The 25,542-nt window shown below is 67.7% G+C and carries 21 protein-coding genes and 5 pseudogenes; 17 read left to right on the top strand and 9 right to left on the bottom strand.

The window, feature by feature from the left end:
- Positions 1-217: 217 nt before the first annotated feature.
- The 4 genes and pseudogenes from OHB49_RS20685 (at position 218) to OHB49_RS20670 (ending at position 5,575) form a co-directional block, all read left to right on the top strand.
- Positions 218-2,584 carry a glycosyl hydrolase family 95 catalytic domain-containing protein gene (locus OHB49_RS20685; RefSeq protein WP_329162059.1) on the top strand — a complete coding sequence of 789 codons (2,367 nt, stop codon included), beginning with the start codon at positions 218-220 and terminating at the stop codon, positions 2,582-2,584.
- Positions 2,585-2,667: 83 nt separating this feature from the next.
- Entirely contained in the window at positions 2,668-3,846 is a 1,179-nt protein-coding gene (locus tag OHB49_RS20680; protein WP_329162057.1) for an alpha/beta hydrolase, read from the top strand.
- A gap of 403 nt (positions 3,847-4,249) precedes the next feature.
- Positions 4,250-4,557, top strand: a pseudogene (locus OHB49_RS20675) (transposase family protein); the annotation flags it as partial.
- 328 nt (positions 4,558-4,885) lie between these two features.
- Positions 4,886-5,575 carry a hypothetical protein gene (locus tag OHB49_RS20670; RefSeq protein WP_329162055.1) on the top strand — a complete coding sequence of 230 codons (690 nt, stop codon included), beginning with the start codon at positions 4,886-4,888 and terminating at the stop codon, positions 5,573-5,575.
- A gap of 454 nt (positions 5,576-6,029) precedes the next feature.
- On the opposite strand, the gene OHB49_RS20665 is transcribed toward OHB49_RS20670, so the two are convergent.
- On the bottom strand, positions 6,030-6,251 hold the full coding sequence (locus OHB49_RS20665) for a hypothetical protein (RefSeq protein ID WP_329162053.1): 222 nt from the start codon (positions 6,249-6,251) through the stop codon (positions 6,030-6,032).
- A 262-nt stretch (positions 6,252-6,513) separates the two neighbouring features.
- Here OHB49_RS20665 and OHB49_RS20660 point away from each other — a divergent pair.
- Positions 6,514-7,168 (top strand): annotated as a pseudogene (locus OHB49_RS20660) (tyrosine-type recombinase/integrase); the annotation flags it as partial.
- Positions 7,169-7,489: 321 nt separating this feature from the next.
- On the opposite strand, the gene OHB49_RS20655 reads toward OHB49_RS20660, so the two are convergent.
- Together OHB49_RS20655 and OHB49_RS20650 are read right to left on the bottom strand one after the other, a co-directional pair.
- A complete protein-coding gene (locus OHB49_RS20655; RefSeq protein WP_329162051.1) occupies positions 7,490-7,891 on the bottom strand; it encodes a PIN domain-containing protein in 402 nt (133 codons plus the stop codon).
- Positions 7,888-8,136, bottom strand: coding sequence for a type II toxin-antitoxin system CcdA family antitoxin (locus tag OHB49_RS20650; protein ID WP_329162048.1), 249 nt, complete (start codon positions 8,134-8,136; stop codon positions 7,888-7,890). Before OHB49_RS20650 ends, OHB49_RS20655 begins: the two co-directional genes overlap by 4 nt.
- Positions 8,137-8,995: 859 nt before the next feature.
- Here OHB49_RS20650 and OHB49_RS20645 point away from each other — a divergent pair.
- The 3 genes and pseudogenes from OHB49_RS20645 to OHB49_RS20635 all read left to right on the top strand — a co-directional run bounded on the left by OHB49_RS20645 (position 8,996) and on the right by OHB49_RS20635 (position 12,448).
- A complete protein-coding gene (locus OHB49_RS20645; RefSeq protein ID WP_329162046.1) occupies positions 8,996-10,990 on the top strand; it encodes a SpoIIE family protein phosphatase in 1,995 nt (664 codons plus the stop codon).
- Positions 10,990-11,876: pseudogene (locus tag OHB49_RS20640) on the top strand (SpoIIE family protein phosphatase); the annotation flags it as partial. The gene OHB49_RS20645 and the pseudogene OHB49_RS20640, both read left to right, overlap by 1 nt.
- A gap of 104 nt (positions 11,877-11,980) precedes the next feature.
- The gene (locus tag OHB49_RS20635) at positions 11,981-12,448 is read left to right on the top strand and encodes a hypothetical protein (protein ID WP_329162044.1); all 468 of its coding nucleotides are present in this window, start codon (positions 11,981-11,983) and stop codon (positions 12,446-12,448) included.
- On the opposite strand, the gene OHB49_RS20630 is transcribed toward OHB49_RS20635, so the two are convergent.
- From OHB49_RS20630 to OHB49_RS20620, 3 genes and pseudogenes are all read right to left on the bottom strand, one after another.
- Entirely contained in the window at positions 12,396-13,190 is a 795-nt protein-coding gene (locus OHB49_RS20630; protein WP_329162042.1) for an IS5 family transposase, read from the bottom strand. The two genes, OHB49_RS20635 and OHB49_RS20630, sit on opposite strands and share 53 nt — an antisense overlap.
- A gap of 269 nt (positions 13,191-13,459) precedes the next feature.
- A complete protein-coding gene (locus OHB49_RS20625; RefSeq protein WP_329162040.1) occupies positions 13,460-14,800 on the bottom strand; it encodes a serine/threonine-protein kinase in 1,341 nt (446 codons plus the stop codon).
- A 378-nt stretch (positions 14,801-15,178) separates the two neighbouring features.
- Positions 15,179-15,361: pseudogene (locus OHB49_RS20620) on the bottom strand (GNAT family N-acetyltransferase); the annotation flags it as partial.
- Here OHB49_RS20620 and OHB49_RS20615 point away from each other — a divergent pair.
- A pseudogene (locus OHB49_RS20615) lies at positions 15,353-15,775 on the top strand (helix-turn-helix transcriptional regulator); the annotation flags it as partial. The pseudogenes OHB49_RS20620 and OHB49_RS20615 overlap by 9 nt on opposite strands.
- Here OHB49_RS20615 and OHB49_RS20610 read toward each other — a convergent pair.
- Positions 15,759-16,610: a transposase gene (locus tag OHB49_RS20610; RefSeq protein ID WP_329162038.1), complete on the bottom strand. Its 852-nt coding sequence runs from the start codon at positions 16,608-16,610 to the stop codon at positions 15,759-15,761. The pseudogene OHB49_RS20615 and the gene OHB49_RS20610 sit on opposite strands and share 17 nt — an antisense overlap.
- Positions 16,611-16,772: 162 nt before the next feature.
- Positions 16,773-17,402 carry a transposase gene (locus tag OHB49_RS20605; protein WP_329166566.1) on the bottom strand — a complete coding sequence of 210 codons (630 nt, stop codon included), beginning with the start codon at positions 17,400-17,402 and terminating at the stop codon, positions 16,773-16,775.
- 718 nt (positions 17,403-18,120) lie between these two features.
- On the opposite strand from OHB49_RS20605, the gene OHB49_RS20600 reads away from it, so the two are divergent.
- The 6 genes from OHB49_RS20600 to OHB49_RS20575 all read left to right on the top strand — a co-directional run bounded on the left by OHB49_RS20600 (position 18,121) and on the right by OHB49_RS20575 (position 24,160).
- Positions 18,121-19,413 carry a glycosyltransferase gene (locus tag OHB49_RS20600; RefSeq protein WP_329162036.1) on the top strand — a complete coding sequence of 431 codons (1,293 nt, stop codon included), beginning with the start codon at positions 18,121-18,123 and terminating at the stop codon, positions 19,411-19,413.
- Between the two features lie 497 nt (positions 19,414-19,910).
- Positions 19,911-20,738 carry an SDR family NAD(P)-dependent oxidoreductase gene (locus OHB49_RS20595; protein WP_329162034.1) on the top strand — a complete coding sequence of 276 codons (828 nt, stop codon included), beginning with the start codon at positions 19,911-19,913 and terminating at the stop codon, positions 20,736-20,738.
- 443 nt (positions 20,739-21,181) lie between these two features.
- The gene (locus OHB49_RS20590; protein ID WP_329162032.1) at positions 21,182-22,129 is read left to right on the top strand and encodes an NmrA/HSCARG family protein; all 948 of its coding nucleotides are present in this window, start codon (positions 21,182-21,184) and stop codon (positions 22,127-22,129) included.
- A 339-nt stretch (positions 22,130-22,468) separates the two neighbouring features.
- Positions 22,469-23,326 (top strand): helix-turn-helix transcriptional regulator, encoded by an 858-nt coding sequence (locus OHB49_RS20585; protein ID WP_329162030.1) that lies wholly within the window; start codon positions 22,469-22,471, stop codon positions 23,324-23,326.
- 161 nt (positions 23,327-23,487) lie between these two features.
- Positions 23,488-23,964 carry a transposase gene (locus tag OHB49_RS20580; protein ID WP_443079546.1) on the top strand — a complete coding sequence of 159 codons (477 nt, stop codon included), beginning with the start codon at positions 23,488-23,490 and terminating at the stop codon, positions 23,962-23,964.
- On the top strand, positions 23,864-24,160 hold the full coding sequence (locus OHB49_RS20575; RefSeq protein WP_443079545.1) for a cupin domain-containing protein: 297 nt from the start codon (positions 23,864-23,866) through the stop codon (positions 24,158-24,160). The genes OHB49_RS20580 and OHB49_RS20575 overlap by 101 nt, the downstream gene beginning before the upstream one ends.
- A 29-nt stretch (positions 24,161-24,189) precedes the next feature.
- Here the strand turns inward: OHB49_RS20575 and OHB49_RS20570 are convergent, their stop codons facing one another.
- The gene (locus OHB49_RS20570) at positions 24,190-24,747 is read right to left on the bottom strand and encodes a hypothetical protein (protein WP_329162028.1); all 558 of its coding nucleotides are present in this window, start codon (positions 24,745-24,747) and stop codon (positions 24,190-24,192) included.
- 221 nt (positions 24,748-24,968) lie between these two features.
- On the opposite strand from OHB49_RS20570, the gene OHB49_RS20565 reads away from it, so the two are divergent.
- Both OHB49_RS20565 and OHB49_RS20560 read left to right on the top strand, forming a co-directional pair.
- Positions 24,969-25,106 carry a hypothetical protein gene (locus OHB49_RS20565; RefSeq protein WP_329162027.1) on the top strand — a complete coding sequence of 46 codons (138 nt, stop codon included), beginning with the start codon at positions 24,969-24,971 and terminating at the stop codon, positions 25,104-25,106.
- Between the two features lie 65 nt (positions 25,107-25,171).
- Positions 25,172-25,540 (top strand): hypothetical protein, encoded by a 369-nt coding sequence (locus OHB49_RS20560; protein WP_329162026.1) that lies wholly within the window; start codon positions 25,172-25,174, stop codon positions 25,538-25,540.
- Positions 25,541-25,542: the final 2 nt, after the last annotated feature.

The raw sequence follows: 25,542 nt of genomic DNA, 5'->3' as shown, positions 1-25,542 counted from the left end.
CCGGAGCCAGGGGCGCTCAACGAACGTCGCGGATAGTCATCGGATCTCACGTGTGCCAGTCAGTAATGGAAGGACCGTGAAGTGGATGAAAAGCTTACAAAGACGGCTACTTCAGGTTTATAGATCGGATGAATGTAGGTGCTGACCGTTGACCCGACCAAATAATTGTGAATAGTTAGCGGCGACATCCCGTGTGTTCCTGTCGAAGGGACCTGCCGTGCCCACTTCATCCCGTCGCAACTTCCTCCGCTTCGCCGGCGCCGCCGGCGGTGGTCTCGCCTTCGCCGGCGGCCTGTACCCGTTCACCGCGCACGCCGACCCGATCCGCCCGTCCGGCGTGGACATGGTTCCGGAAGGCAAAGCCACCACGATCTGGTACCGCACGCCTGCTGTTGAGGCGAACATCATCCAGGAGGCCCTACCGGTCGGCAACGGCCGGCTGGGTGCGCTGATCGGCTGCGACCCGGCGGACGACTTCGTCTACCTCACCGACGGCTCGTTCTGGACCGGCGGCCGCAACGACACTCTCACCGACGACGGACAGTTGCCCTACGGCAAAGACGACTTCGGAAGCTTCGGACTACTCGCCAAACTCCGCATCGCGCTGCCCGGCCACTCGGGCGACGCGATGAGCGACTACCGGCGCCAGCTCGACCTGAGCAACGGCGTGGTGTCCGCGACCTATCGACACCGTGGTACTCGCTACCGTCGCGAGGTTTACATCAGCCATCCGGACGACGTGGTCGTCATGCGGCTCACCGGCGACGGCAAGCACACCGGCACGGTCTCGCTGTCCGGTACGCACGATGAGACGACGTCCGGTGGCAACGGGCAGCTGTCGATCGCCGGGGCGCTGGGCAACGGCCTGCGCTATGCCGCCGCAGTGACCGCGGCCAGCGATACCGGCAAGGTGCGCGTGGACGGCGACAAGATCATTTTTGTCGACTGTCACGAGCTGCTGATCGTGCTGTGCGGCGGCACCGACTACTCTCCCGATGCCACAAAGAACTATCGCGAGCCGGCCACTGATCCCCTCGCCGTCGCCCGCGGCAAGGTGAGCGCTGCGGCAAAGGTGTCCGCCACCCAGCTGCTCAACACGCACGTGGCGGACTACCAGCGGCTCTACAACCGGTTCACGATCGACCTGGGCAAATCGTCCCCGGTGCAGCGCTCGCTGGATTCATGGTCGCGGATCGCGGTGCGGTACACCGACAAATCCACGCCAGACCCGGAACTGGAGGCAACCTACGTCCAGTACGGCCGCTACTTGACCATCACCGGCTCCCGTGACTGGCTCCCGATGAACCTGCAGGGTCTCTGGGTGCACAACAACAACCCGGACTGGTACGCGGACTACCACACCGACATCAACGTCCAGATGAACTACTGGCTGGCCGACCCTGCCGGACTTGGCGAGAACTCCCATGCCCTCGCCAAGTACTGCGTGTCCCAGCTGCCGGTCTGGACCGACGTCACCAAGCGGCTGTACAACAACGAGCGCAACAGGTTTCGCAACAGCACCGGGAAGATAGCCGGCTGGGCGATCGCTTTCTCCACCAATATCTATGGCGGTAGCGGCTGGGTCTGGCACCCGTCGGGCAACGCCTGGCTCTGCAACTCCCTCTGGAGGCACTACGAGTACAGCCAGGACCGCGACTACCTGGAACTGATATACCCGGTGCTCAAGGGCGCGGCCGAGTTCTGGCAGGCACGGCTGATCACCAAAACGGTCACGGATCCGGACGGGACGTCACGCGAGGTGCTGATCGACGATTCTTCCTGGTCGCCGGAGCACGGCCCGGACGGCAAGGGCAACACCTACGCCCAGGAACTGGCGTGGGAGCTCTTCGAAGAGTTCAAGGTGGCCTCCGGAACACTGCACCGGGACGTGGAGCTCGCTGCCGACCTGGCAGCGATGCAGGACAAGCTCTACATGCCTCAGGTCAGCCCGAAGACCGGCTGGCTCGAGGAATGGATGAGCCCGGACAACCTTGGCGAGACCACGCACCGTCACCTGTCCCCGCTCATCGGCTTGTACCCCGGCGACAGGATCAGCGCCGACACCAGCCCCGCCGCACTGCTCGACGGTGTCCGCGCGCTGCTCACCGCCCGTGGCATGGACAGTTACGGCTGGGCGTGCGCGTGGCGGTCGCTGTGCTGGTCCCGTCTTAAGGACGCGGAGAAGGCATACCAGCTCTACCTGACGATCCTCCGACCATCGCTCAACAACGGCAACGGCAGCTCGGCCAACTGGTTCGACATGTACAGCCAGGGCAGCTACACGATCTTCCAGATCGATGCGAACCTGGGCGGCTCCGCGGCCGCCCTGGAGATGATCCTCTACTCCCGACCGGACGTGATCGAACTGCTGCCCGCACTCCCTCACGCCTGGGCCGCCAAGGGCTCGGTAAGCGGTGTGGGAGCCCGAGGCGGCTTCGAGGTGGACCTGTCCTGGCGCAACGGCAAAGCAACCGAGGCCACGGTCCGCAGCGTCGGCGGCACGACGACCGAGCTGCGCGCCGGTGACTTCCGCAAGCGGATCAACCTCAAGCCCGGTAAGTCCGTGACAGTACGGATCTCCTGACATCTGCCGGGCCTGCTCGACGACGTCGGCCTGACTGAAGTCACAGGAAATTTCCCGAAGTTGACGGTGCTACGTTCATGGACATGCCGATGGGATATGTGGCGACGACCGCGCTCTTCGCCTGGTGCACCTTCTTCGCCGTTGTCGCGCCACGCCGGCCCCGGCCACTGGCGACCATGAGCTTCTGGTTCGGCCTGGGCCTCAACGAGGTGCCGTTCGTGGGCATCTATGTCCTGGTGGCCTCCACGGCACTGGCCGCCGCCCAGGGCGATCTGGAGTCACCGGGCGCCAAGGTGACGGCCGCGGTGGCCGCCGTCGCCACCGTCGGCCTTGCTGTCTCCGCCTGGCGGGGCCTGCGCACGGATCAGGCGGTCGGACGGGCTCTTGAGCGGGGCCTCGGGGCCGGCTGGCGGGATCGTGTGCACGTACCGCTGCGCCGCCACCGGCCCTGGGCCCGCATCCTGCTGCTGCCGGGCCTGATGCGGCGGCGTGACGTGCAGCGGATCCCCAACATCAGCTACGGGGACGCCGGGCGCCGGAATCTCCTCGACATCTACCGCCGCCGCGACGCGCCGCAGAACGCGCCGGTCCTGATCTATTTCCACGGCGGCCACTACACCAGCGGAGCGAAGAACCGCGAAGCACGGCCCCTGCTGTACCGGCTCGCCAGCCAGGGGTGGGTGTGCATCAGCGCCAACTACCGGCTGCGGCCCCAGACCACTTTCCCCGGCCACCAGATCGACGCCAAGAAGGTCATTGCCTGGGTCCGCGAGCACGCCCCCGAGTACGGCGCCGATCCGTCGAGGCTGTTCGTGGCGGGCAGCTCCGCCGGATCCAACCTGGCGTCCCTGTGCGCGCTCACTCCGAACGACCCGGTGTTCCAGCCCGGATTCGAGTCGGCCGACACCTCGGTCACCGCTGCGATCTGCCTCTACGGCTACTACGGCCACTTCTTCGGCGAGGAGCCCGATGAAACGCCGTCCCCGTACCAACCGTATGCGTACCTCAACCCCGGTGCGCCACCATTCCTCATCGCCCACGGCACCGGGGACGCGCTGGCGACCGTCGAGGCCGCCCGGAACTTCGTCGCCCAACTGCGCCGCGTCTCGGAGAGCACCGTGGTCTACGCCGAACTGCCCGGCGGACAGCACGCTTTCGACCTGTTCCACTCCCCGCGCTTCGAGGCAGTCGTGGACGGCGTCGAAGCCTTCGCCGCCTGGGTCCTGGCTGCTCCGCAGCGCACTCCCGACTCAGCCTGTTAGGTCGTTTCTGATGGCTCTTGCTGGGTGGTTGGATCAGGGTCGGCGCTGAGCATGTGGGTCGTATGGCGCGGCGACGCGAACTGACGGATGCGCAGTAGCGGGAGACTGAGACCTGTGCATTGTGAAGTTTGCAGGTCGCGGGACTGGTGTGAGGTGCGGGCGGGATACTCGCGCTGATCGTCGGCCGGTGTCCACGGTGAAGATCGTCTGACATGCCGGCCGGGGGCGTTGTCGGGTTCGGCTGCGGTGACCGTGCTGCCGCTCTCACGATCCGTCACCGGGCCGGTACGTCGGGAGGGCGTGGGCGTGCGGGAGCTGGAGCGGATCACGGCTCGTCCGGGTGAAATGGACCCACTCGCCGAGGAGTTGGTCGAGCAGCTGCAAGAGGTCCAGGCCGAGCGGGCGGGCTGCCGGGCTCGGCGCGATCGCCGACCTGGGGTTCGTCGGGCTCGACGACACCGGTTCTGGCGCCGACCAGGCAGTGATCACCGGCTACAAGGCCGCCCGAAACCGACGTCTGACTTACAGTCAGAAACTGGCCAACCGAGCTCTTGCCGCAGTCCGGGCACCGGTGGATCACGGCTTCGCCCACCTGAAGAACTGGCGGGTCCTCGGCAAGGTTCGCACCGACCCGAAGTGGGCGACCGCCCTGGTCAGAGAGCCCTGCTGGTTCTGACGAACCGAGAAGTCTCCCGGTGGCCGATGATCTGAACTGAAGTCACCCGCCCACGACCTGCACGAGCATCCCGAGCCCCGCGCACACCAGCCCCGTGACCCGCAACTTCATGAGGCACAGTGCTCAATTCCGTCCGGCATCGGCTCCAGGAGTGCAGGGCGGCTGTCCAGGTCGGTGTCCGGCAATCTGTAGGGCATCTTGATGCCGGGTGCACCGCCTGGTGAACGATGCTGTGGGAGCGGAGTATGCCAGGGGGACGAAACGGTGGGGGAGACGGACGTGGTGGGCGGGGCAAGAGAAGGTATCCGGCAATCCGCAGGAGGGGCGCGGCGTGTTCGCGCGGTCGGCCTGTTGCTCGTTCTGGTGTCGGGAGTGCTGTTCGCCCTCGTGCCGCTCGCCGAGAGGGACAACCGGGCGTACGCCGCGGCGCCGGACTGCCCGGTCGGCACCCGGTCCGACACATGCCGGGCGGCCGTCGTGGCGACCGTCACGGACAAGAAGACCGATTTCAGCGGGAAGACCCACAAATACTTCCTCACCCTGCGTTACGCGGACCGTCCCGAAGGGGCCGAGCACCGGGTGCGCATGGACGGCTCACTGCAGGTATACGACTCCGTGCGCCGCGGCGACCGTGTGACCGGCATCTACTGGAACGACGAACTCCGTGCGATCCGGTTCGGTTCCCTTACGCAGGAGACCTATCGGTCCCCCGTCCACGACGGGCGGCTGCCCGGGGCCTTCGCCGTGGCGGCGCTGGCCTCCGGGCTAGGACTCCTGTCGTACTGGTGGTGGCTGCGGCATCGACCCACGCCCGAGGGGGCCAACCCGCCCTGGGAGCCCATCGCCGGGCTCGTGGCGGGCTTGGCCCTCGCGCTCGGCGGCTTCCCGATTGTGCTGATGGGTTCCGACGACGGGGACGGGGGGACGAGCCTCAAGCTGATGGCCTGGGCCACCGCCCCGATCCTGCTGTTGTCCGTCCTGTACAGCTGGTGGCCAGTGCGCCGGGGCGCGTCGAAGGTCGCCGGGGCCGCCCCACCGGGCGGCAGTGCCTGAGAGCGGTGGGGCACGGGACGTGCCCCACAGGAGGCCGGGCTGTTCTACCGCGCTCGCGCAGCCACGGTCTTCAAGACCGGTCCGCTTATCGCCACTACGAGCCTTTGACCTGGGCATACAAGTCCAGCAAGATCCGCATGCGCACTGCCTGGCCGCAGATTGGCCGACCGCTCCCGTCAGCGACTCCTTCGTCCCGCCCGACACCACACTCGCGGTAGTCGGTCGAACTGGCTAGAACCACCAAGAAGTCCACATCGTCGGCCTACGGCCGCGCAAACCTTGGCAGCTCGCTGCGCCCGCGCGCGACGGCGTTCGGGAGCTCCCGCCCGCCGCGTGCTTCTGGGCCGACTCGGACTTAGCGTGCCCGACGGGTCCGCACAGTCCCTGCGACTCTCCCGGCTACGCTCGCGCGGGAGCGCCCCGCGGCGCGTGGCTGCGGGGCGCCTTGTGGGGTTCAGTCGACCTGCTCCCCTTCGTGCGTACCGCCCTTGCAGAGGTTGTCCGCCAGATCGGGCATTCCGCCGCCCTGCCTGCACTCAGAAGGGGTGACGACGGATGGGGCACCCTGCGCGGTGGCGGTGGCGGTGGCGGCGGTGGCGGTGGCGGCGCCTGTGAGGCCGAGTCCGGTGAGGGCAGCCGTGGCGATGACGGCGGCGAGGATTCGTCGAATGCGCATTTGGTTCGCCTTTCACGGATTGCCTCGGTTGGGGCACTAATCAGCTTGATCTTCGCCCATGTGGGTGGCACGTCATGTTGGGCCATTCGTGTGACAGTGCTGTCGGTGCGGGGTCGGTGACGCGACCCTTCGGACAGGCCCTAGAACGAAGAGACCACCCCGGCCGGATGGGTGGTCTCTTCGTTGTTCCGGAGGGGGTAGCGTCCGCAACCATCGTCTTGGCCGTGGGCCGCTCTATGCGGTGATCGACTCATGGCCACCGGCGGCCGAACGGCCTGTCGCCACCGTCGACCAGGTCGACGCGCTCGCCGATGCCCTCGGGCCTCGCTGGCGGCTGATGGTCTTCCTCGGTGCCTACGGACCGCTCCGGCCGGAGGAACAAGCCGAGCTGCGTCGGAAGGACGTCGATCTCGACAACCTGGCCGTCCGGGTACGGCGGGCTGCTCCGGAGCTGACCACCGGCAATCGGGCAGAGGGGCCGACCAAGTCCCGAGGCGGGCAAGCGGCTCGTGGTTCTGCCGGCCTTTCTGCGGGCCGACCTCCGTCGGCATCTCGACTGGTACGCCGAGAATGGTCCGGACGGACTGCTGTTCGTGGGGGAGAAGGGTAAGCCGTTTCGCCGGTCCATCTTCGGGCGGAAGTGGCGTGCTGCGCGTACGAAGGTCGGTCTTCCTGACGGCTTCCGTTTCTACGACCTTCGTCACACCGGGCACACGCTCACGACCCGTTCCGGGGCGACGCTGAAGGACACGATGGTGCGCGCGGGGCAGTCGACCGAACGCGCCGCGCTCATCTATCAGCACTCGGACCTGGAGCGGCAGCGCGAGGTGGCGGCCGGCCTCGACCAGCTCGTACGGGCTCGGCGCGAAGCAGTGGATGACCAGGCATCTGGCACGGATATGGCACGGGACGCTTGAACTGGTCCGGACAACAAAGAAGCCCCGGGCTACTGGCCTGGGGCTTTTGTATGGAGCGGGTGACGAGAATCGAACTCGCGCTCTGAGCTTGGGAATCAACGGTTCTTGCGGTGACCGAATGCGCCCTGACCTGCTGATACGCCGCTCTGGAGACGCTCCTGGCACGGCACCCTCGGAGCCCTTGTTCACTGCTGTTGACCGTTCGGCTGGGCACGGATGGGGCACGAGCGGCAAGGGCGCTGTGGACGTCCACCGAGGTTGCATGCCATGGGACATCCCGATGAGGAAGCGTCGAGGCGCATCTTCTCGAAGAGGGCTGAGTCAGAGGGGGATGATCCGGACGTGGCCACCGCAGAGCCTTGTCATGTCGTCGCTGTCGGACGTCAGCAGCGCGACCGGCTTTAGCTGGCGAAGGGCCACTTCGGCCACGGTGGCGTCGATGGCGTACTTGTGGCCGTGCAGTCCGGCTCCCTTGAGGAGTTCTGCAGCGGCCCTTGCCGCTTGCTCCGTGACCGGGTCCACCTTGATCCGCGACAGCGTCCAGTTGAGGCGCGGAATGTTGGTGCGAGAGTGGCTGACCTCCACGATGGTGTTCGCCCCGATGACAAGGTCGGCACCCATCTCGTGGAACACCTGCAGCATCGCGAGGAACTTGCGGTCCTGTGTGATCCAGGCCGAAAGCCCTTCCGAGTCCAGGACAACGGTTTCGATGCGCTCACTCATGCGGCGTCCGCGTCCTTGGAGGTGCCGGCGGCACCGAAGATCTTCGACCGGGCCTCCGCCAGTTCCTCGTCGCTGAAGCTTCCGTGCTCTTCTTCATGGCGTCGTAGGTCGTCGCCCAGCAGCTGGTGCCGAATTTGGCGGGCGACCGCTTCAGCCACGTAGCCGGAAACGTTGTCCGTGAGTTTGCGGAGCTCCGCCACCTGGTCGCTGGGCAGGGTGACGGTGATGCGAGTCGTTGAGGACATGCGGCAAGCATACTGGAGTATGCGCGAAGCGGCTCGCGATTACTGTCCCCGGCTGTCGCCGAGGCCGGGCGGTTTCGAGCGGTCCGGCCGGCTTTCCGGCGACCCCGATACAGAGAGTGCGGTGCAGGCCTGTACAGAGAGTGTGGTGCAGGCGTGTCGCCCGATGCGCACCAAGCCCAGGCAACAAAGAAGCCCCCGGCCGTTGGCCTGGGGCTCTTTCGATGGAGCGGGTGACGAGAATCGAACTCGCGCCCTGAGCTTGGGAATCACTGATCGCTTGCGGGATGTAGCACCTCTGACGCGTAAATACCAACCGGGGTGGGCAAAACCGCAGGTAGTTGACCAGCTGACCTCCGCCTCCTGCGTTGCCGCCCCGCGATGCAGTGTTGATCAAGGGTCACGGGGTGCTCGGCGCGCCCATTTACCTGCCCCACGGCGGGCGGCGAAGCCGCCCTGGATCGCTGACCTGCGAGATGCGACTTCGGCGGCTGCTGGCTGTGGTCTCCGCCAGTAGCCGCAGTTTCCCGTGAGTCCCCGCCCGATCTGGCGCGGTTGTGGCACGGGAAACTTCTGATTCGTAGCTGGATGTGGATCGGTCAACGGCGGCCTTAGCGGTCGCGTCGAAGTCTCCAAGGGACGCTACAGGCCATGGGCCATTGCTGGGGTTGCTGTACTCCGCTGCTGTACCGCAACCGAGCTCCGTCGCCCCCTCTTCACGGGCGGCCGTCTGCCGTTTCCAGCGGGTTCCCTGCCGTCGTCACTCGACGCAGGCGGTCAGACGCAGCCTTTACCGACATATCGCGGCAAAATGCGCGAAAATGGCTGAAGAGGCTGTTTTGGTATGTTCCAGGGAGCCGCAATGGATGCCTCGGACGAACTCCTTCGAGGGGATGACCCGGCAGCTCTTTTGGCGCTGGACGGTGCCATCCGCAGCCTCAACGCTGCGATGGCCACAGCGCTGGGCCAGCCGGCGGAGCAGTGCCTGGGACGTGACTTCGCTGAGCAGTTGCTGGGACGTGACTTCGGTGATCTGTGGCCCGCAAGCCAGCGGATGTCGGCCGAGAGTCTCGTGGTGGCCGCCGCCAGGACGAAGACGGTCGCGATGCGGGTGCTGGACTTCCCCGGACGAGGCGGAGCACCCGTCGCCTGCTTGGTCGAGGCACGGACGGTCGAGGATCCCACTGGTGACGAGCAGCTGGTCTGGGTGCATGCCCTGGATGCGCGAAACGACCTGGCGAGCCTGCTGATCCCGTTCCGGATGGCCACCACGGCCGCCCACCTCGGCCTGTGGATGTATTCACCCCATGAGCACCAGCTGGAGTGGCTCGGTGGCGCACCCGCCCTGGCCGCGCTCTTCCCGGGTCCCACTGCGTCGCTTTCCAGAGTGATCTCGGCAGTGCACTCTGACGACCGGGAAACCTTGCGGCGGCTCCTGCGCTCGACCTCCGCCCAATCCCCCTGGTTGATGTTGCGGTACCTCCCCCAGCACGGCGGCTGGCACCAACTGGCCGCTCAGACCCGTCGGATCCAGTTGGGATATGGCGGCCCCGAGCGGATCTTCGGGGTGATCCGCGACGACACCAAGCAGGAGAGGCGCAAAGAGAAGGCGCAGGCCGCGCTGGCTGCCGAGCGACAGCGCGCCAAAGACATCGCCGAGTTCTCCTCCGCCTTGATCACTGCAGCCACGGAGCAGGAGCTGCAGCAGGTCGTCCTGACCCGGCTCGCCGCCACCTTCGGCGCCAGCGGCGCCCTGCTCGCGCTCGTCGACGAAGGCCGCCTGCGCGTCTCCACCGATGCCGGGATAGCCATGCGGGAGGCCAGCCCCATGCACGGCATGTCGCTGGACCATCCGAGCCCGCTGCCCGAGGCGATCCGCACCGGCAAGCCGCAGTTCATCCCCGACCGAACGGATTACATCCATCGCTGGCCAAACGGGGCCGAATTTCCGCGGCTCGGCCGACTCGGCTCCGACTACGCCGTCTCCATGACCCCCCTCAGCGAGACCGGCAATCAGCCACTCGGGGCGTGGCTGGTGACCCACGGCAGCGGATACCGGCCATCCTTGGACGAGATGACCCTCATGGGTACGCTGGCCGACCTGGCAGGCCAGGCACTGAGGCGCATCAGGTTGCAACAGGCGCGAGTGGAGCTGGCCGCGGCGCTGCAGAAGACCATGCTCCCCACGTTGCCCGAGCACCTCGCGGGCCTGGAGGTCGCCGCCCGCTACCGACCGAGCCGCGACGGGCTGGATATCGGCGGCGACTGGTACGACGCCTTCGTGATGCCCGACGGCACGATCGCCCTGGAGATCGGCGACGCCCAGGGGCACGACGTGGACGCCGCCGCAGCCATGGGACAGGTACGCGCCTCCATGCGCGCGATCGCCGCCCAGGAACCGGATCCGGCAACCGTGCTGACGCGCACCAACGAACTGCTCGTCACGATGGACGCGGCACGATTCTCCAGCTGCACCATGCTGCATATCGACCCAGACGACGGACGGGTCACGGGCGCCAGCGCCGGCCATGTGCCGTTGCTGTGCGCGCGCGACGACGGCAGCCACAGCATCCGCGAGCTGCCGGGCGGGCCGGTCCTGGGAGTCGTGCCCGACACCGAGTACCGCGAGGAGACCTTCACCCTGGACAAGGACAGCGCGCTGGTCATGGTCACCGACGGCGTGGTCGAAGGACCGGGCCTCACACTGGAAGCCGGACTGGAGCGAGCCGGAACACTGGCCGGCGCGGCCCTCCACGACGGACTGAGCGCCGAGGAGACCGCCGACCGCATCCTCGACGCCGCGGTCGCGGTAGACCACCTCGACGACGTGGCCGTGCTGGTCATCCGACGCACATGACGGCGCCCGAGGTGGCCTCGCGCTACCTGCCAGCCGACACGGACGTAGGCGTCGGGGGCGACTGGTTCGACGTAATCGAGCTGTCCGGCGCGCGGGTGGCCCTCGTGGTCGGGGATGTGGTCGGGCACGGCATCAACGCCGCGGCGACCATGGGCCAGCTGCGCACCGCCGTGCGCACGCTCGCGGACCTGGATCTGCCTCCCGACGAACTGCTGGCCCACCTCGATGGCACGGTCCGCCGGCTGACCGAGGACGACGCCGACGCGCCAGAGCATGGCCCCGTGGTTCTGGGCGCTACCTGTTTGTATGCCGTCTACGACCCGGTCACCCGGCGGTGCGCGATGGCACGGGCCGGGCACCCTCCGCCTGTGATCGTCGACCCGCAGGGCCACGTCACCTTCCCCGACCTTCCCGCAGGAGCCCCCCTCGGCATCGGGCTGGTCCCCTTCGACGCCGTGGAACTGGAGCTGTCCGAGGGCAGCGTGCTCGCGTTTTACACCGACGCCTGATCGAGACCCGCGACGACGACATCGACGTCGGCATGCACCGCCTGGGCGCCACCCTGGCAGCGCATGCCGGTCGACCCCTGGAAGACCTCAGCACCCAAGTGACCGAGACGTTGGCGACTCAGGCATCAAGTGATGACGTCACCTTGCTCCTTGTCCGCACGAACGCACTCAGCCCAACCCAGGTCGCCTCCTGGGACCTGCCGAACGAGCCTTTCGCCGTCCGCACCGCCCGGCACGTGGCCGCCCGTCAGCTCAGCGAATGGGGATTGGAGCGACTGGTGACCACCACGGAGCTGATCGTCAGTGAACTGCTCTCCAACGCCATCCACCACAGCACCGGCCCGATCCGTCTACGGCTCATCCAGCACCAAGTCCTGACCTGAGAAGCCGTATCTCAACCGAACGTGATCCGTTGATTTCTACTGGTCAGGCATGGTTTTGCTCGGAGTGAGGGAGGCATGCGGCGTCTTGTATCTGCTTCATGACCGAGGGGTGCGCGGTGGCGTCGGTGCTGGGAATACTGGAGGAGCGGGAGGCGGCTGCCCGGGTGCGGGTGGAGGGCCTGCGGGAGGAGCTGGTCGAGGCCCTGGCCTTGTCCGCCGCCGAGACGACTGCCGTGACCGAGGCGGAGCAGGAAACGGTGCCCTCACCGGTGCCGGGGTCGGTGGTGCCGCCCTGGTGGGACGGGCTGCCGGTGACCCTGCTCGCGCCCGACTACCAGCGGATTCTGGGCGTGTTGGAGGAGCGGCGGTCCGCGGGCAAGGGACCGGTGAAGGCCAAGGAGATCGCGGCGGAGCTGGGCCTTGGGACGACGCCGGCGAAGGTCGAGGGGGTGCGTTCGAAGGCCAGGCGCCTGGCAGACCGCGGGTGGCTCCTCCTTGAGGTATCGGGGATGTTCAGTGCCGGCCGGCGGCCCGTGGCCGTGCCAGACGCCGGCTCATCCGCGTGACCATCGACCACCGGATCACCGCCTCGCTGCTGGCCGGCAACGTCTCGTAGTCCCGGGCCAGACGGCGGGAGTTCATCAACCACGCGAACGTGCGCTCTGCCACCCAGCGTCGGGGGAGGACCACGAACCCTGTCATGTCGTCGGTGCGCTTGACGATCTCCAAGGTCAGGGCCAGTCTGTCCCGGCACCAGTCGACGAGGCCGCCGGTGTAGCCGCCGTCGGCCCAGACGAGGGAGATGTCGCGGTGCAGAAGGCGCAGCCGGGTCAGCAGTCCTGCCGCGGCGTCCCGGTCGCCGATGTTCGCGGCGGTGACCGAGACGACCAGGAGCGGGCCCAGCGTGTCGGTCACGATGTGCCGTTTGCGGCCCGGCACCTTCTTTCCGCCGTCGTAGCCGCGTGAGGCGGACGGCACCGTCGCGGCGGCCCGCACCGAATGGGCGTCGATGATCCCCGCGGTGGGCTCGGCCTCACGGCCTTCGCGTTCACGGACCTTCCCGCGCAGCCGGTCGTGGAACTCGGTGACCAGCCCGTGCTCGCGCCAGCGGCGGAAGAAGGCGTAGACCCGGCCCCAGTCTGGAAAGTCCGCGGGCATCGCCCGCCAGGAGATCCCGCCCGCGACCAGGTAGCGGATCGCGTCCAGCAGTTGGCGGTGGCAGTAGCCCTCGGGGCGTCCACCCCGCCCATTCAGCCAGGCCGGCACCGGCAGCAACGGCCGCACGGCCGCCCACTCCGCGTCCGTCATGTCCGACGGATACCGGCGCACCCGATCGGGATGGTCGGCCGCGTTGCCGTACACATGCGCGAGGCAATCACACGATGGAGCAGCCGAGTTGAACTGGACCGGCTCGGACACGTACAACAAGGACACTAGGGCCTCCCGGCACTGCTCGGTCAGATTCGCATCCCCGAGCTACCGAGAGGCCCTGTCTTCATGCGCGTACAACGGGAAGATCACCCGGGCGGGAAGCCTGTTCGAACCGCACGTTCCATGATCGGTTGAGATAAGGTTTCTCACCGCAACCATCGCCAGACACGGCCAGGCGGTCGGGAGGGCGGCTGGGGTGCGGGCTGGGTGGCGCGGGGTGCTGTCGGGCCGAGGGAACCGTCGGGCGTGAGCGGGACGTCCGGGTGGGACGAGATGACACGGATCCATGCGACACGGACGGCCGATACTTCGTCGTCACGGGCACCGAGGGCGGTCACGAGCCGCTCAAGGGCGGCCCAGCGCGCGGGGAGGCTGGCGCCGTTGAACCAGCGCTCCACGATGGTGTCGGCTCTCGCCTGGTCGTTGGGGTCTAAGGGCCACTCCGACGAGAACACCGCATGGGCCATCCGCGTTTCGGTCCACGTGCCGTCCGCCCGCTGCCGCAGCACCCGCAGTTGAGCGCCGAATTCCAGCGGCCCTGAGACCGACGCCAGGGCTTGTACGAGGGGAGACTGAAGACCGCCGGGGCTGATGGCGACCGTGCTGCCGGGTCCGGCGTCCGGGATGGGCGGACGGTCGGAGGTTTTTGGAGCTCCTGGGCCCCTCTGGAGGCGGCTGAGGTACGTCTGGACCTGCTGTGCCGTCTGTGGGCGCCGGTCGGGGACGCGATCCAGGAGTTCGCTGACGAGCGCAGTCAAAGCGGGCGGAAGACCGGGGCGGATCGTGTCGGGTCGCGGTGCGTCCTCGGCCAGCTTGCGCTGGAGTACCTCCATGAACCCGTCCCCGGTGAACGGTGGTTGGCCGGTCAGCATCGCGAACAGGACTCCGCCGAGCGCGTACAGGTCGGAGCGTTCATCGCCGCGCTCGGCCAGGAACTGTTCCGGTGCGGCGTATTCGGCGGTACCGGCCGGGGTCAACACGGTGGTTCGTGCCAGGGGCAAGGGTGTCTGATTGAATCCGGCGATCCCGAAGTCGACCACCTTGACCTGTCCGTCAGCGGTGAGCATCACGTTGTGGGGCTTGATGTCGTAGTGGACGACTCCGGCGCGATGTGCGGCGACCAGCGCTGCACAGATCCCGTCGGCGATGGCTAGTGCGCGGGCGGGGTCCAGGCGGCCGTCGTGAAGGATGACGTCGCCGAGGCTGGAGCCCTCGACCTTCTCCAGAACGATGTAGTGCACGTTGCCCTGGACACCGCGTTCGTAGAGGGCAGCTACGTTCGGGTGGTTGATCTGCGCAGCGGCAACCGCCTCGCGTTCGAACCGCTTGGGCAGGTCAGAATGGGTTCCCTGGTTGAGGATGAGCAGTTTGAGCGCGACGTTGCGATGCAGGTCGTGGTCCCGCCCGGCCCACACCTCGCCCATGCCACCGCTGCCGAGCCGCTTGACCAGCTCGTACCGGTCGGCGATCCTCCCGCCGCGTTCCATCGCCCTGTTACCCCCGCGTCAACGCTGAAATGGCATCGCCCGAGTATGCGTGACAGGTCAGGAACACCGCTATCTCGTACGAGAGTTGCTCCGGACCAGGGCTGGGGCTGACTTGGCCTCAGAACGTATCTCAACCGAACGTGATCTTTTGATTCTCCCTGGTCAGGCATGGTTTCGGGCGGGGTAAGGGAGAGTTCCGACGTTCTGTTCCGCTTGTTCGGTGAGGGGTGCGCGATGGCGTCGGTGCTGGGGTTGTTGGAGGCACGGGAAGCGGCTGCTCGTGTGCGGGTCGAAGATCTGCGGGAGGTGGCAGGCTCTGCCGCGCACGGCCGCCGTACGAGGTGCTGCCGCATGGTGAGAAGGTCTGGGACCCCGACGTCAGACCTTCCGGATCCGGTCGGCGATCTCCGGTCTCGCCGCGAACCCGGCTGCCTTGTATGTGGCGACGCCGCCGACGTTGGAGCTCGGCGTGCACACGCGCACGCTTGACGAGCCCATCTCCCGCAGGGCGGCCGCCCCGGCGACGGTGATCGCCCGGCCATAGCCGCGGCCGCGGTGGTCCCCGCGCTCCTGGACACACTGCTGCTGTACATCCTGCGCATCTGGTTCAACGAACAGCCCGCCCGGGGCAACACCACCGGCTGGGCCGCCGCGCTCAACGACCCGCCGGTCACCGCAGCCCTCCACGCCATCCACCGGGCCCCGGCGGCACCGTGGACAGTGGCGAAACTCGCCGCGGAAGCGGGGCTTTCCCGCGCACCGTTCGCCAGGCGCTTCGCCACACTGATCGGCCAACCACCCCTCAGCTACCTGACCTGGTGGCGGATGACCACGGACGCGCGCCTGCTGCGGGCATCGGACGCACCATTGAAATCCGTCGCCGCCCAGGTGGGCTACGCCTCCGAGTTCGCCTTCGCCAACGCATTCAAGCGCACGCACGGGACAGCCCCCGGCACGTTCAGACGACGGACCTGAATCCAGTGCAGGCGTCCTGGGCACGCTCAGCTGTACGTGACTGGGCACATCCGGGGCTCTGGCAAGATTTTCGTAGCCGGAGATCATCTTGGAGCAAGGTCCGCTGGTCCGTGTAGTGGCGGCGTAGGTGGGCGATCAGTACGACTCGGTGGCGGAGGAGTGGGACGCTGGCCCGGCCGCCCATGACGCGTTTCTGGAGTTTGACGTCGGTGATGCGGTCTTCGTTGACTCCGGAGTTGTACGGGGTTGTGATTCCCTGGGCGACCGCTTTCTGGTCTTCGCGTAGGGCGGTGGCGATGCTGGCGAAGGGTGCCAGTCCGCTGTTGGTGAGCTGGTCGAGCCACTCGGGCAGCGGTGTGGCGTCGCGCGTATCGAGCATGGCGGCGAACTGTCGGATCAGTTCGTGGGCGCGCTGAAGTTCCGGGCAATGTTCGAGCAGCCGCCGCAGACGCTCAGCGGTCTGCGGGCCGTGCCGGAGTGGGTTGGTGGTGATCCAGCGTGCGGCTTCTCGTGGAGAGGGCGGCCGCTCGCGGGGCTCGTCCAGAGGCAGGCCGCGTCGTAGAGGTGCGAGGGCCATTTTCACGCGCTGGTAGTGGCCCAGGTAGCCCTTGCCGAGGAGTTCCTGGTGGAGGATCTTGGCGCTGTGCTGGCCCTCGTCCCAGCGTTGCTGCAGGTAGTCGAGGTAGGGATCCAGGGTTGATGGGCGGCGTGGAGGGCGGCGCATCACCTCGTGCCAGCTGCAGGCCCGGGCGTATTTGCGGACGGTGCGGCGGTCCAGTCCGAGTTCGCGGGCCGCGGCGCTGTAGGGGCGGCCGGCGTCAGTCAGCGCGTGCACGGCCTCGAAAAGCCGCCGGGCATGCTGACCGGCGGGAGCGTCCTGTCCAGGTTCTGTTGTCGTCGAAGGCGTCTCAGGTCTGGCCTGTTCGGGGGCAGGAAGTGCGGCTGGCAGGCAGCCGCGGTGGGCGGCGGCGACTTCCTGAACGCGCCGGGACAGGCCCTACCACAAGTGGAAGCGGTCGCTGACCTGGACGGCGTCGGGGGCACCGTCGGCGATCCCTTGCCGGTAGGTGAGAGATCCGTCGCGACAGGCGACCTCGACTCCGGGATGCGCGCGCAGCCATCGGCTGAGCTGTTCGGCGTCCCTGCCCTCCCAGAGGGTGAGCGGGAGACGGGTGGTGGCGTCGACCAGGAGGGTGCCGTAGGTGGCGCCGTAGAGCGCGAAGTCGTCCACCCCCAGCACTCTGGGTGTGACCAGCGGCGGCAGTGGCATCCGCATCAGCTGGGCGAGCACGGTGCAGCGCGAGAGTCTGACGTTCATGACGCGCAGCATCCGGGCTCCGCCCCGGCCTGCCAGCACCACGCCGACCGCCTCGACCAGGTGCTGCAGCAGTGGCGTTCGCCGCTGGTAGCGCACGGTCAACCCCGGTACCTGTTCGGCGAAGGTCACCTTCGGGCAGGACGCGTTCTCGCAGTACAGACGGCGCACGGACAGGTCGATCCGGACAGGCCGGCCGCCGAGCGCCGCATCGGCAAGATGCCGGACATAGCGGCTGTGGATCCAGTCGCTCACGACGCCGCACCCGCTGCATCGTGCTGGAACACGGGAGCGCGTACGGGCCTCGATCACCACGACAGGACCGGAAGTATCGACCGAGAACACCAGCAACCCGGCCAAGTGCGGTAACAACTTTGGCAGTTCAACAGAACACACTCAAAGGCTTCCCACCCCGCAAACCGGGCGACTGCCCACATCGGGATGATCTCCGGCTACGAAAATCTTGCCAGAGCCACATCCGGGTGCACTCCGACAGCGGGTAGCCGGTTACTGAGACACGCTCCTAGCGTCTCCACCGATGCCGGGAGGCCGCGGCAGATCGCCGAGGTCCTGCACCGCCGCCGAGGGTTGGAAGCACCGCGTCACCGACCGTCCGGAATTCGTCGACAAGCTCACCATGGCCGTCGACGTCGCGTTGCGGCCGTGGAGTCTGCTGCCGTCCTGGGGTGTTCCCGGGCTTCCGCTGAACTACCCCAGGACCGGGGGCATCATCAGCCGGTTGCCGTGCCAGGGGCACACGCCCGCAACGCACAGCGGCGCCGAGGGCGATGCGAATCACGCGCTCACCCAACAACCACACGACGACGGTTGCCAGGTACAGGTTGGGCCTGGCAGCGCAGCCGCCGGTCCTGCAGGTTAACGGTGGCACCGCGCCGCTTGACGCCGTGCAGCAAGTACTTCCCGGCGCGGGCAAGATGCTTGGTGTATCTGGATCGTTCCATCTGAAACCCGATACGTATCCCCATCAGTTGCACCCGGATTGCGGTCCGGCATATCCAGAAATGGAACCATGGCGAAGATCATTGTCACAGCGAGCCCTTTGCTCGGCCATATCGTGCCCCTCGCGGCGATCGCGACCGACCTGACCGAACGCGGCCACGAGGTGCTTTTCTACACGGGCGTCCAGTTCGAAGACCGGGTTCGCAAGACTGGGGCACGCTTCGTCCCGTACCCCGCGGAGGTCGACCCCGGCAGAGGCGCCTTCGACGCCGGCTTCGTCGAGCGCGAGAAACTCGCCCCCTTCGAACGCATAGCCTTCGACCTCAAGCACTTCGGCGCCGACCCCGCGCCGGTCCACGACAAGCGCCTTCAGGAACTGCTCGCAGAGTTCCCCGCCACCGTGGTGATCAGCGAACTCACGTCCTTCGGGACGCTGCCGACGGCCCTGCGTGCCCCTCGGGGTCAGCGCCCGCTCCTGGTGAACATCGGCATCACGCCGCCCCCCTTCGACAGTGTGGACACCGCGCCTTTCGGGCCGGGGCTGCTCCCGCCCACCACCGACGAAGAACGCGCTCGCTACAACGAGATGCGCGTCCAGATGGGGGCGATCTTCGCCGATGCGCAACAGTACGTGGAGGGCGTCTTCACCTCGATGGGCGTCACGCTCCCCGGCCCCCTCTTCAACGCCATGGCCGCGGTCCCCGACCACCTGCTCCAACTGACCGTTCCCGCCTTCGAGTACCCGCGCAGCGACGCGCCGCACGGCTTCCGCTTCATCGGCCCCTTCCCGGCTGGCCCCGACAGTGAATTCGAACGCCCCGACTGGTGGGCGGACTTGTCCTCCGGCCGGTCGGTCGTCGTCGTCACCCAGGGCACCGTGGAGAACAACGACCTGTCCCAACTCGTCGTCCCCACGCTCAGCGCCCTGGCGGATGCGGACGTGACCGTCGTCGCTGCCACCGCACGCCCCGACGGCCCCGACATGGTGCGGGCGGAGATGGACGGCCAGGTCCCCGCCAACGTCCACCTCGCCGGATTCGTACCCTTCGAGCAGCTGCTGCCGCTCGCCGATGTCCTGGTCACCAACGCCGGTTACGGCGGCGTCCAGACCGCGCTGCGCCACGGCGTACCACTCGTCGTCGCCGGTGAGACCGAGGACAAGCCCGAGGTCGCCGCCCGCGTGGAGTGGTCCGGCACCGGCGTCAACCTGCACAGCGCCCGCCCACAGGTGACCGCTGTCCGCGCCGCCGTCGACGAGGTACTGAACGAACTGCGGTACCGCGAGCGTGCGGGCGAGATCCAGAGAAAGTTCGCCGAGTATCACCCCTTCGACATCATCGCCGAGATCGTCGAGCAGGCCTAGGAGACCGCTGAAGATCTTGCTCTCGCTGTGAGATTTGCACCAGATCGTCGGCAGATGCCAATCGGCATCCCCCTGGGACAAGGAAGGCACGATTTCAAAGCCCTCGGACACTCCCAGACCGCAGCCTGTGCACGACGGCGGCCCTGGGGGGATCCGTAGGTCGGCGGAGTTCGGACGGGAGTTGCCATGGGGCGGGAGATCGAGGCGCGTGCGCTGGTCCGCGAGCGGCACGGGCTCCCTTCCTGCCTTCAACAGCCCGATGCGGGCCCCGCTCTTCGAGGCTCGCCCCACGGTGGCTGCTTCCTGGTGTCGCACGCCGCCTGGCAGGCCGAGCGTGTGGCAGGGCGTCCTCTCGACGTGGCGGGGTTCAAGGCGACTCGCACCCGAACCTCCCCATCGGGGAGACCGGCATGGGCACCGTGCCCCGACAGTCATCCCCAACTGAGCCGCTTCGCTTCGGCGAGGCGCATTCCTTCATTTAGCAGATAGGCCTTTGCATGGACTTCAAAGGGCGCACTGCCCTCGTCACCGGAGCCTCCTCAGGTATAGGAGCCGCCTTCACGCGAGAACTCGCAGCGCGCGGTTGCCAGGTCGTCCTGGTCGCGCGACGCGAGCAGCGCCTCACGGAACTCGCCGCTGAAATAGAGAACCGTTACGCGCGCCCGGCGCACGTCGTCGTCGCCGATCTGAGTCTGCCCACGGCCCCGGCCGCCGTTCACGCCGCCACAGAAAAGCTTGGCCTGCACATCGACATCCTTGTCAATAACGCCGGCTTCGCCACCTACGGCCCATTCGACACAATCGACCCCGACCGCGAACATGCCATGGTGATGGTGAACGCCGCCGCGGTTGTCGATCTCACCCATCACTACCTGCCTGGAATGCTCACAGAAGGCGGCGGCGCCGTCATCAATGTTTCCTCTGTCGCCGCATTTCAGGCTGTGCCGTTTCAAGCGGTCTATGCCGCTTCAAAGGCGTTCGTAGAGGCGTTCAGTGAATCGCTGTGGGCCGAGTACCGCGCCCGCGGCATCCGCATAGTGGCCTGCTGCCCGTCCGCCACCGACACCGAATATTTTCAGGTCCTCGGGAACGACGACGAGGCACGCATGGGGCCCAAGCGGCCACCAGAAGGCGTTGTCCGCGACACCTTGCGGGCGCTGGAGAGAAATCGTCCGCATGTGGTCATCGGATATCCGTGGAAGCTCGTCGCCCTGGTTCCCAGAGTCGTACCCCGGGCGACCATGGCGCGATTCGGTGAGAGGATCATGCGGCCGAATCGACACCCCGGGTCCCAGCGCCGCCAGGACGTCCCGCCGTCGCGGTGACGCGGTGACGCGGTGACGCGGGGCGTCACCGTGTGACTCCACGGGTCGGCGACGAGTAACCGGGGGCCCCAGCCCGCCTTCACCCGGACGCAACGCCTCACGGCGCCGAGACTCCGACGGCCGGGCCCTTTTCACCTCGTCCGCCGACCCCCGTCGCAACAGCGCACTCGCGCCCCTGTGCGTGCCGCGACCTCTGCACATCTTTGACCCCGCTTCAGGTACGGGTCGAAGCGAGAAGCCTGACCCCGCCGTGCCGTCGAACAAGCACCTGTGGGCGGCAGCAGCGCGCAGCAGCGCCACGACCGCCGGGCACGGCGTACTGATCAGTTTGCGATGAGCCTCGCCCAATCCGTGCCTGGTTGGCCCTCTGGTGCGCAACCAACAATCGAGCCGTGACAGGGCAGAAGTGTCCGTCGTATCAACACGACATGGAGTGATGGAAAGTGTCCGAGAAGAAGATCATTGCGGTGGTCGGGGCCACGGGCGCCCAGGGCGGCGGACTGGCGCGCGCCATCCTGGCCGACCAGGACGGGCCGTTCGCGGTCCGCGCGATCACCCGCGACGCGAGGTCGGACAAGGCTCGTGCACTGGCCGACAGCGGCGCCGAGGTGGTCGAGGCCGACCTCGGCGACGAGGCGAGCCTGCGCCGGGCGTTCGACGGCGCGTACGGCGCGTACGTGGTGACGAACTACTGGGAGGGCATGTCCGCCGAGACGGAGCTGGCCCAGGCCGGCAATGCGGCGCGGGCCGCGAAGGGCGCCGGGCTGCGGCATGTCATCTGGTCGACGCTGGAGGACACCCGCGCCCACCTCCCGGTCTCCGACGCGCGGGTGCCCGTACTCGAGGGGTCCTACACCGTTCCGCACTTCGATGCCAAGGCTGAGGCGGACCGGTTCTTCGTCGACCTCGGCGTGCCGACGACGTTGCTGCGCACCACCTTTTACTGGGAGGCGTTCCTGCAGGGCTTCGCCCCCAGCCGCGACGACTCCGGCCACCTGGTGCTGAGCCTGCCGATGGGCGACCGCGCGCTGGCCGGGATCGCCGCCGAAGACATCGGCAGGGTCGCACTGGCGATCTTCGCCCGTGGTGAGGAGTTCATCGGGGAGACGGTCAGTATCGCCGGTGAGCATCTGACCGGCGAGCAGCTGGCCTCTGCGTTCGCTGAGCTGTACGGCGAGCCGGTGGCCTACCAGCCGCTCACCCACGACCAGTTCCGGGCACTGGGCATTCCCGCCGCCGTGGAGATCGGCAACATGTTCCAGTACTACACCGAGGCCGCCGAGGCCTTCACCGGCGCCCGCGACCTGAACCTCGTCCGGAACCTGCACCCGGGTCTGCAGACCTTCCGCGACTGGCTGAGCGCCCACAAGGACGCCCTCACCGTCGGCTGAGACCACCAGAACGACCTCCGCGGTTCCGTAGACGCCGTGACCGACTACGCCGCCGCACCGGTCATCGCGAAGTACACCGGCGTGTTGGCCGCGGCGGAGTGTTCACGGCCGGCAGCTCTCTCGTCGTACGGGACTCGATCCGCCTCGACCTCGGCCACGGCGCGCAGATCCATCCGTAACGCGCCGACGAAGCCACAGCACGCCTCGGGACGACCGGCACGCCGGCGCCCCCGGGGCGTGCCGTGGATCGACCGCCATCAGGTCCAGCCGCCGACGTCCGGATCATCCACGCCCAGTCTGTACCTGGCAACGTTCGCGGCGAAGACGATACTGGGCTACATGGACCGCATTGACCTGGCCGCATTCCTGCGAACCATGCGGGAGCGGCTGCAACCCCACGACGTCGGCCTGCCGGCCGGCACCGCCCGGCGCACACCCGGGCTGCGCCGCGAAGAGGTGGCCCGGCTCGCGCACATCTCCGTCGAGTACTACGCACGTCTGGAACAGGCACGCGGATCCAGCCCCTCCCGACGGGTCCTGAGCGAACTGGCCCGCGCCCTGCGCCTCAGCACGGACGAACGTGTCCACCTCTTCGAACTTGCCGGCGTCGCACCGGAGTCGCCGGATGGACCGCGCTCGGACGTTCCGGCGACGGTGCTGAACCTGCTGGAGCACATGACCGAAATCGCTGCGTTCGTCGTCAATGCCCGCTACGACGTAATCGCATGGAACTCGCTCGCCACCGCGCTCTTCGAGGACTTCTCCGCTGTGCCCCCGGCCCGGCGCAACCTCATCTACCGTCATTTCCTCCACCCCGATCCCGCCGACCGCCACTACGGCATGACCGGTGCCGAGGAGTTCAGCCAGCTGGCGGTCGGCCAGCTACGCGCCGCCGCCGGCCGCTACCCCAACGACCCGCAGATCGGCACCATGGTCGACACGCTGCACAGGCGCAGCGCCGAGTTCGCCGAGCTGTGGGACCACCATCACGTCGAAAGCGGCGCCCACCACCACAAAACCATGCAGCACCCCGTGGTCGGCACGCTGCAGCTCAACTGCGACACCCTCGCCGTTCCCCTGCGCGACCAACGCCTCGTCTGCTTCACCGCCGAACGCGGCAGCTCCTCCCATAACGCGCTCCGACTGCTCTCCGTTGTCGGCACCCAGGACATGAGCGTGACGAAGGACAACGGATGACACCGCGGCGCTTCACACCGCTCGGCAACTCCAGCCTGACCACGCCACGGCTGTTCGATCCTGGTGGTCAATTCCTGGGCTCGGTGAGTGCTCGTCAGGCGACGCGTGGAATGTGATCTTGCGGCAGGCCGGTGACGTCTGTCGGCAGGATGGAGTGTGTGGTGTCGGTGCAGCCGCAGCCCTGGCCGGAGCCGGCACCGGAGATCGCCGCGGCGATCCGGGCGATGTACTCGGGTAAGCGGGAGGTCCCGCTGCCGATGGGGGTCCGTGACCAGCTCGGGGAGCTGTTCGCCGATGCCGAGTTCGCGGCCGGGTTCGGACAGCGGGGCAGGCCGGGCTGGTCCCCGGGACGCCTCGTGCTGGTCACCGTGCTGCAGCAGACCGAGAACCTCACCGACCGGCAGGCCGCCGAGGAAGTGTGGGCCAACCTGGGGAAATACGTCCTCGGACTGGAGCTGGCCGACCCGGGCTTCGACCACACGGTGCTGTCGGAGTTCCGCTCCTGGGCGGTCGCGCACGGCCTGGAGGAGAAGGGCCTTGGACCTGCTGCTGGCCGCACTGGCACGGACTCCACCCACGTCATCACCGCGGTACCCCAGCGCCGACGAGCCCGGACTGAAGACCCACGAGGGCTATGAGCGGGTCTACGTCCTCAACGGCCGCCTGCCTCTCCTGCTCGGCGACCGTGCTCTTGTCCTGGCACCCGGCGAGGTGGCGGTGTTCGACCCCCACGTACCGCGCTGGCTCGGTCCCGCCGACGACCAGCCGGTGGAACTCCTCGTCATCTTCGGACAGCAGGGCGAGCGTGCCCACTTGCATGCCCGCCCCAACTGACCCCGAACGCGAGCGCCGTCGGTCCGCCGCTACGGCTGCGCGGGCCCTTCGGAGCGCAGCAGTGAGTCGAGACCATGACGCCGCTCGCCCAGGACCCGCGCGCAGACCTCGGCCTCACCGGCCACGCCGAAAACGCCCCCGGAGGCGGCTGACCTGCGGCGGGCCACGGCAGCGTCGGTGCCCGCGTCCACCAGATCCGCGTTGATCGCCGCGGCGGCCTGCACACCGGCCGCCTGCGCGGCCGCGAGGCCGCCCATCAAGTCGGTGACGTTGCCCGCCACCCACACCCCGGCCACCTCCGTCAGCCCGCTCGCATCCGACGCCATGTACGCCCCCACCCCCATGGGATGCTCCACCGTGCCCAGCCCGAGGCCGGAGAGCACCTCGCCGCACGCCACCATCCGCGGAGCGACCGTAAGCGCCTCCACCGGCACCTGCTTGCCCGAGGCCAGCCGGACCCCGGCCAGCCGGTCCTCCACCAGGACCAGACCGGTCACCTCGCCGTCGACCACCGCGATGCCGCGCGCGGCCAGGCGCCCCCACTGCTCCTCGGCCAAGTCCTCGCCGGTTTGCAGGAACAACGTCACCTGCGGCGACCACTGCCGGAACGGAATAGAGAGCCGACAATTCTCCCGCATCAGTGATTTTCCTCAACTGGAATGCGTGTGGCCCCTTCAGCGGAAATGGTGCCGAAGTCGAGAACCTTCGGGACGGGCACAGCGGCTGCGGGCCCAGCGCGCGGACGTGCCTTATCGTGCGTCGAAGGAGCGCGCGGAGCGGCCGTGCGGACAGGGATGCATACCGCCTGTTGGAGCTGAACGCCCGGCCCACGGCTGCCACTTCCCAATTCGCCGCCTACGAGTACATGCGTGACCTCGGCCGGCTGACGAGACGCTTCGTCAGCCTCTACCGCGAGCGGCTCCAGGAGGGCGCGAGCGATGAGTAGCTATCTGGTGGGCAGCACTGCGTGATGCGCTGGACGCGATCTCGCTTGTGTCCACGAGCTGCGTAGTGCCCCAGTTCCTCGGCGCGGACGTCAGCACCGAGGTCATGGAGTGGAGCACGGCACACGCCGACATCCAGTGGTCGAATCTGGCCGGTCCCGAACTCTGCATCCTGGATTGGGAGCGGTGGGGGCTGGCTCCGGCCGGGTACGACGAAGCCACTCTCTACATCTCCAGCCTCACCTCCCCTGCCGTCGCCGACCGCGTCTTTCACGAGTTCAAGCCCATGCTGGAGTCGACCGCGGGGCACTTCGCCCAACTGGTCGTGGCCAGCGAGTACCTCAGGGCATGGAGCGCGGAAACAACCTGGAGCTCGAAGCACCCCTGCGAAAGCAGGTTGCCCGTCTGCTCGGCTGATCGATGTCCGTTCGCCTGATG

It is taken from the genome of Streptomyces sp. NBC_01717 (genome assembly GCF_036248255.1).
In the GTDB taxonomy this organism is placed as follows: Bacteria; Actinomycetota; Actinomycetes; order Streptomycetales; family Streptomycetaceae; genus Streptomyces.
Note: the sequence above shows the minus strand (reverse complement) of the source record. Positions and strands in the feature narration are given on the sequence as shown.

Coding starts and splice junctions, on each gene's coding strand:
- OHB49_RS20680 (WP_329162057.1), top strand. CDS start 2,668: ATGCCGATGGGATATGTGGCGACGACCGCGCTCTTCGCCTGGTGCACC.
- OHB49_RS20665 (WP_329162053.1), bottom strand. CDS start 6,251: ATGCGCATTCGACGAATCCTCGCCGCCGTCATCGCCACGGCTGCCCTC.
- OHB49_RS20655 (WP_329162051.1), bottom strand. CDS start 7,891: ATGAGTGAGCGCATCGAAACCGTTGTCCTGGACTCGGAAGGGCTTTCG.
- OHB49_RS20650 (WP_329162048.1), bottom strand. CDS start 8,136: ATGTCCTCAACGACTCGCATCACCGTCACCCTGCCCAGCGACCAGGTG.
- OHB49_RS20645 (WP_329162046.1), top strand. CDS start 8,996: ATGGATGCCTCGGACGAACTCCTTCGAGGGGATGACCCGGCAGCTCTT.
- OHB49_RS20635 (WP_329162044.1), top strand. CDS start 11,981: ATGACCGAGGGGTGCGCGGTGGCGTCGGTGCTGGGAATACTGGAGGAG.
- OHB49_RS20630 (WP_329162042.1), bottom strand. CDS start 13,190: ATGACGGACGCGGAGTGGGCGGCCGTGCGGCCGTTGCTGCCGGTGCCG.
- OHB49_RS20625 (WP_329162040.1), bottom strand. CDS start 14,800: ATGGAACGCGGCGGGAGGATCGCCGACCGGTACGAGCTGGTCAAGCGG.
- OHB49_RS20600 (WP_329162036.1), top strand. CDS start 18,121: ATGGCGAAGATCATTGTCACAGCGAGCCCTTTGCTCGGCCATATCGTG.
- OHB49_RS20595 (WP_329162034.1), top strand. CDS start 19,911: ATGGACTTCAAAGGGCGCACTGCCCTCGTCACCGGAGCCTCCTCAGGT.
- OHB49_RS20585 (WP_329162030.1), top strand. CDS start 22,469: ATGGACCGCATTGACCTGGCCGCATTCCTGCGAACCATGCGGGAGCGG.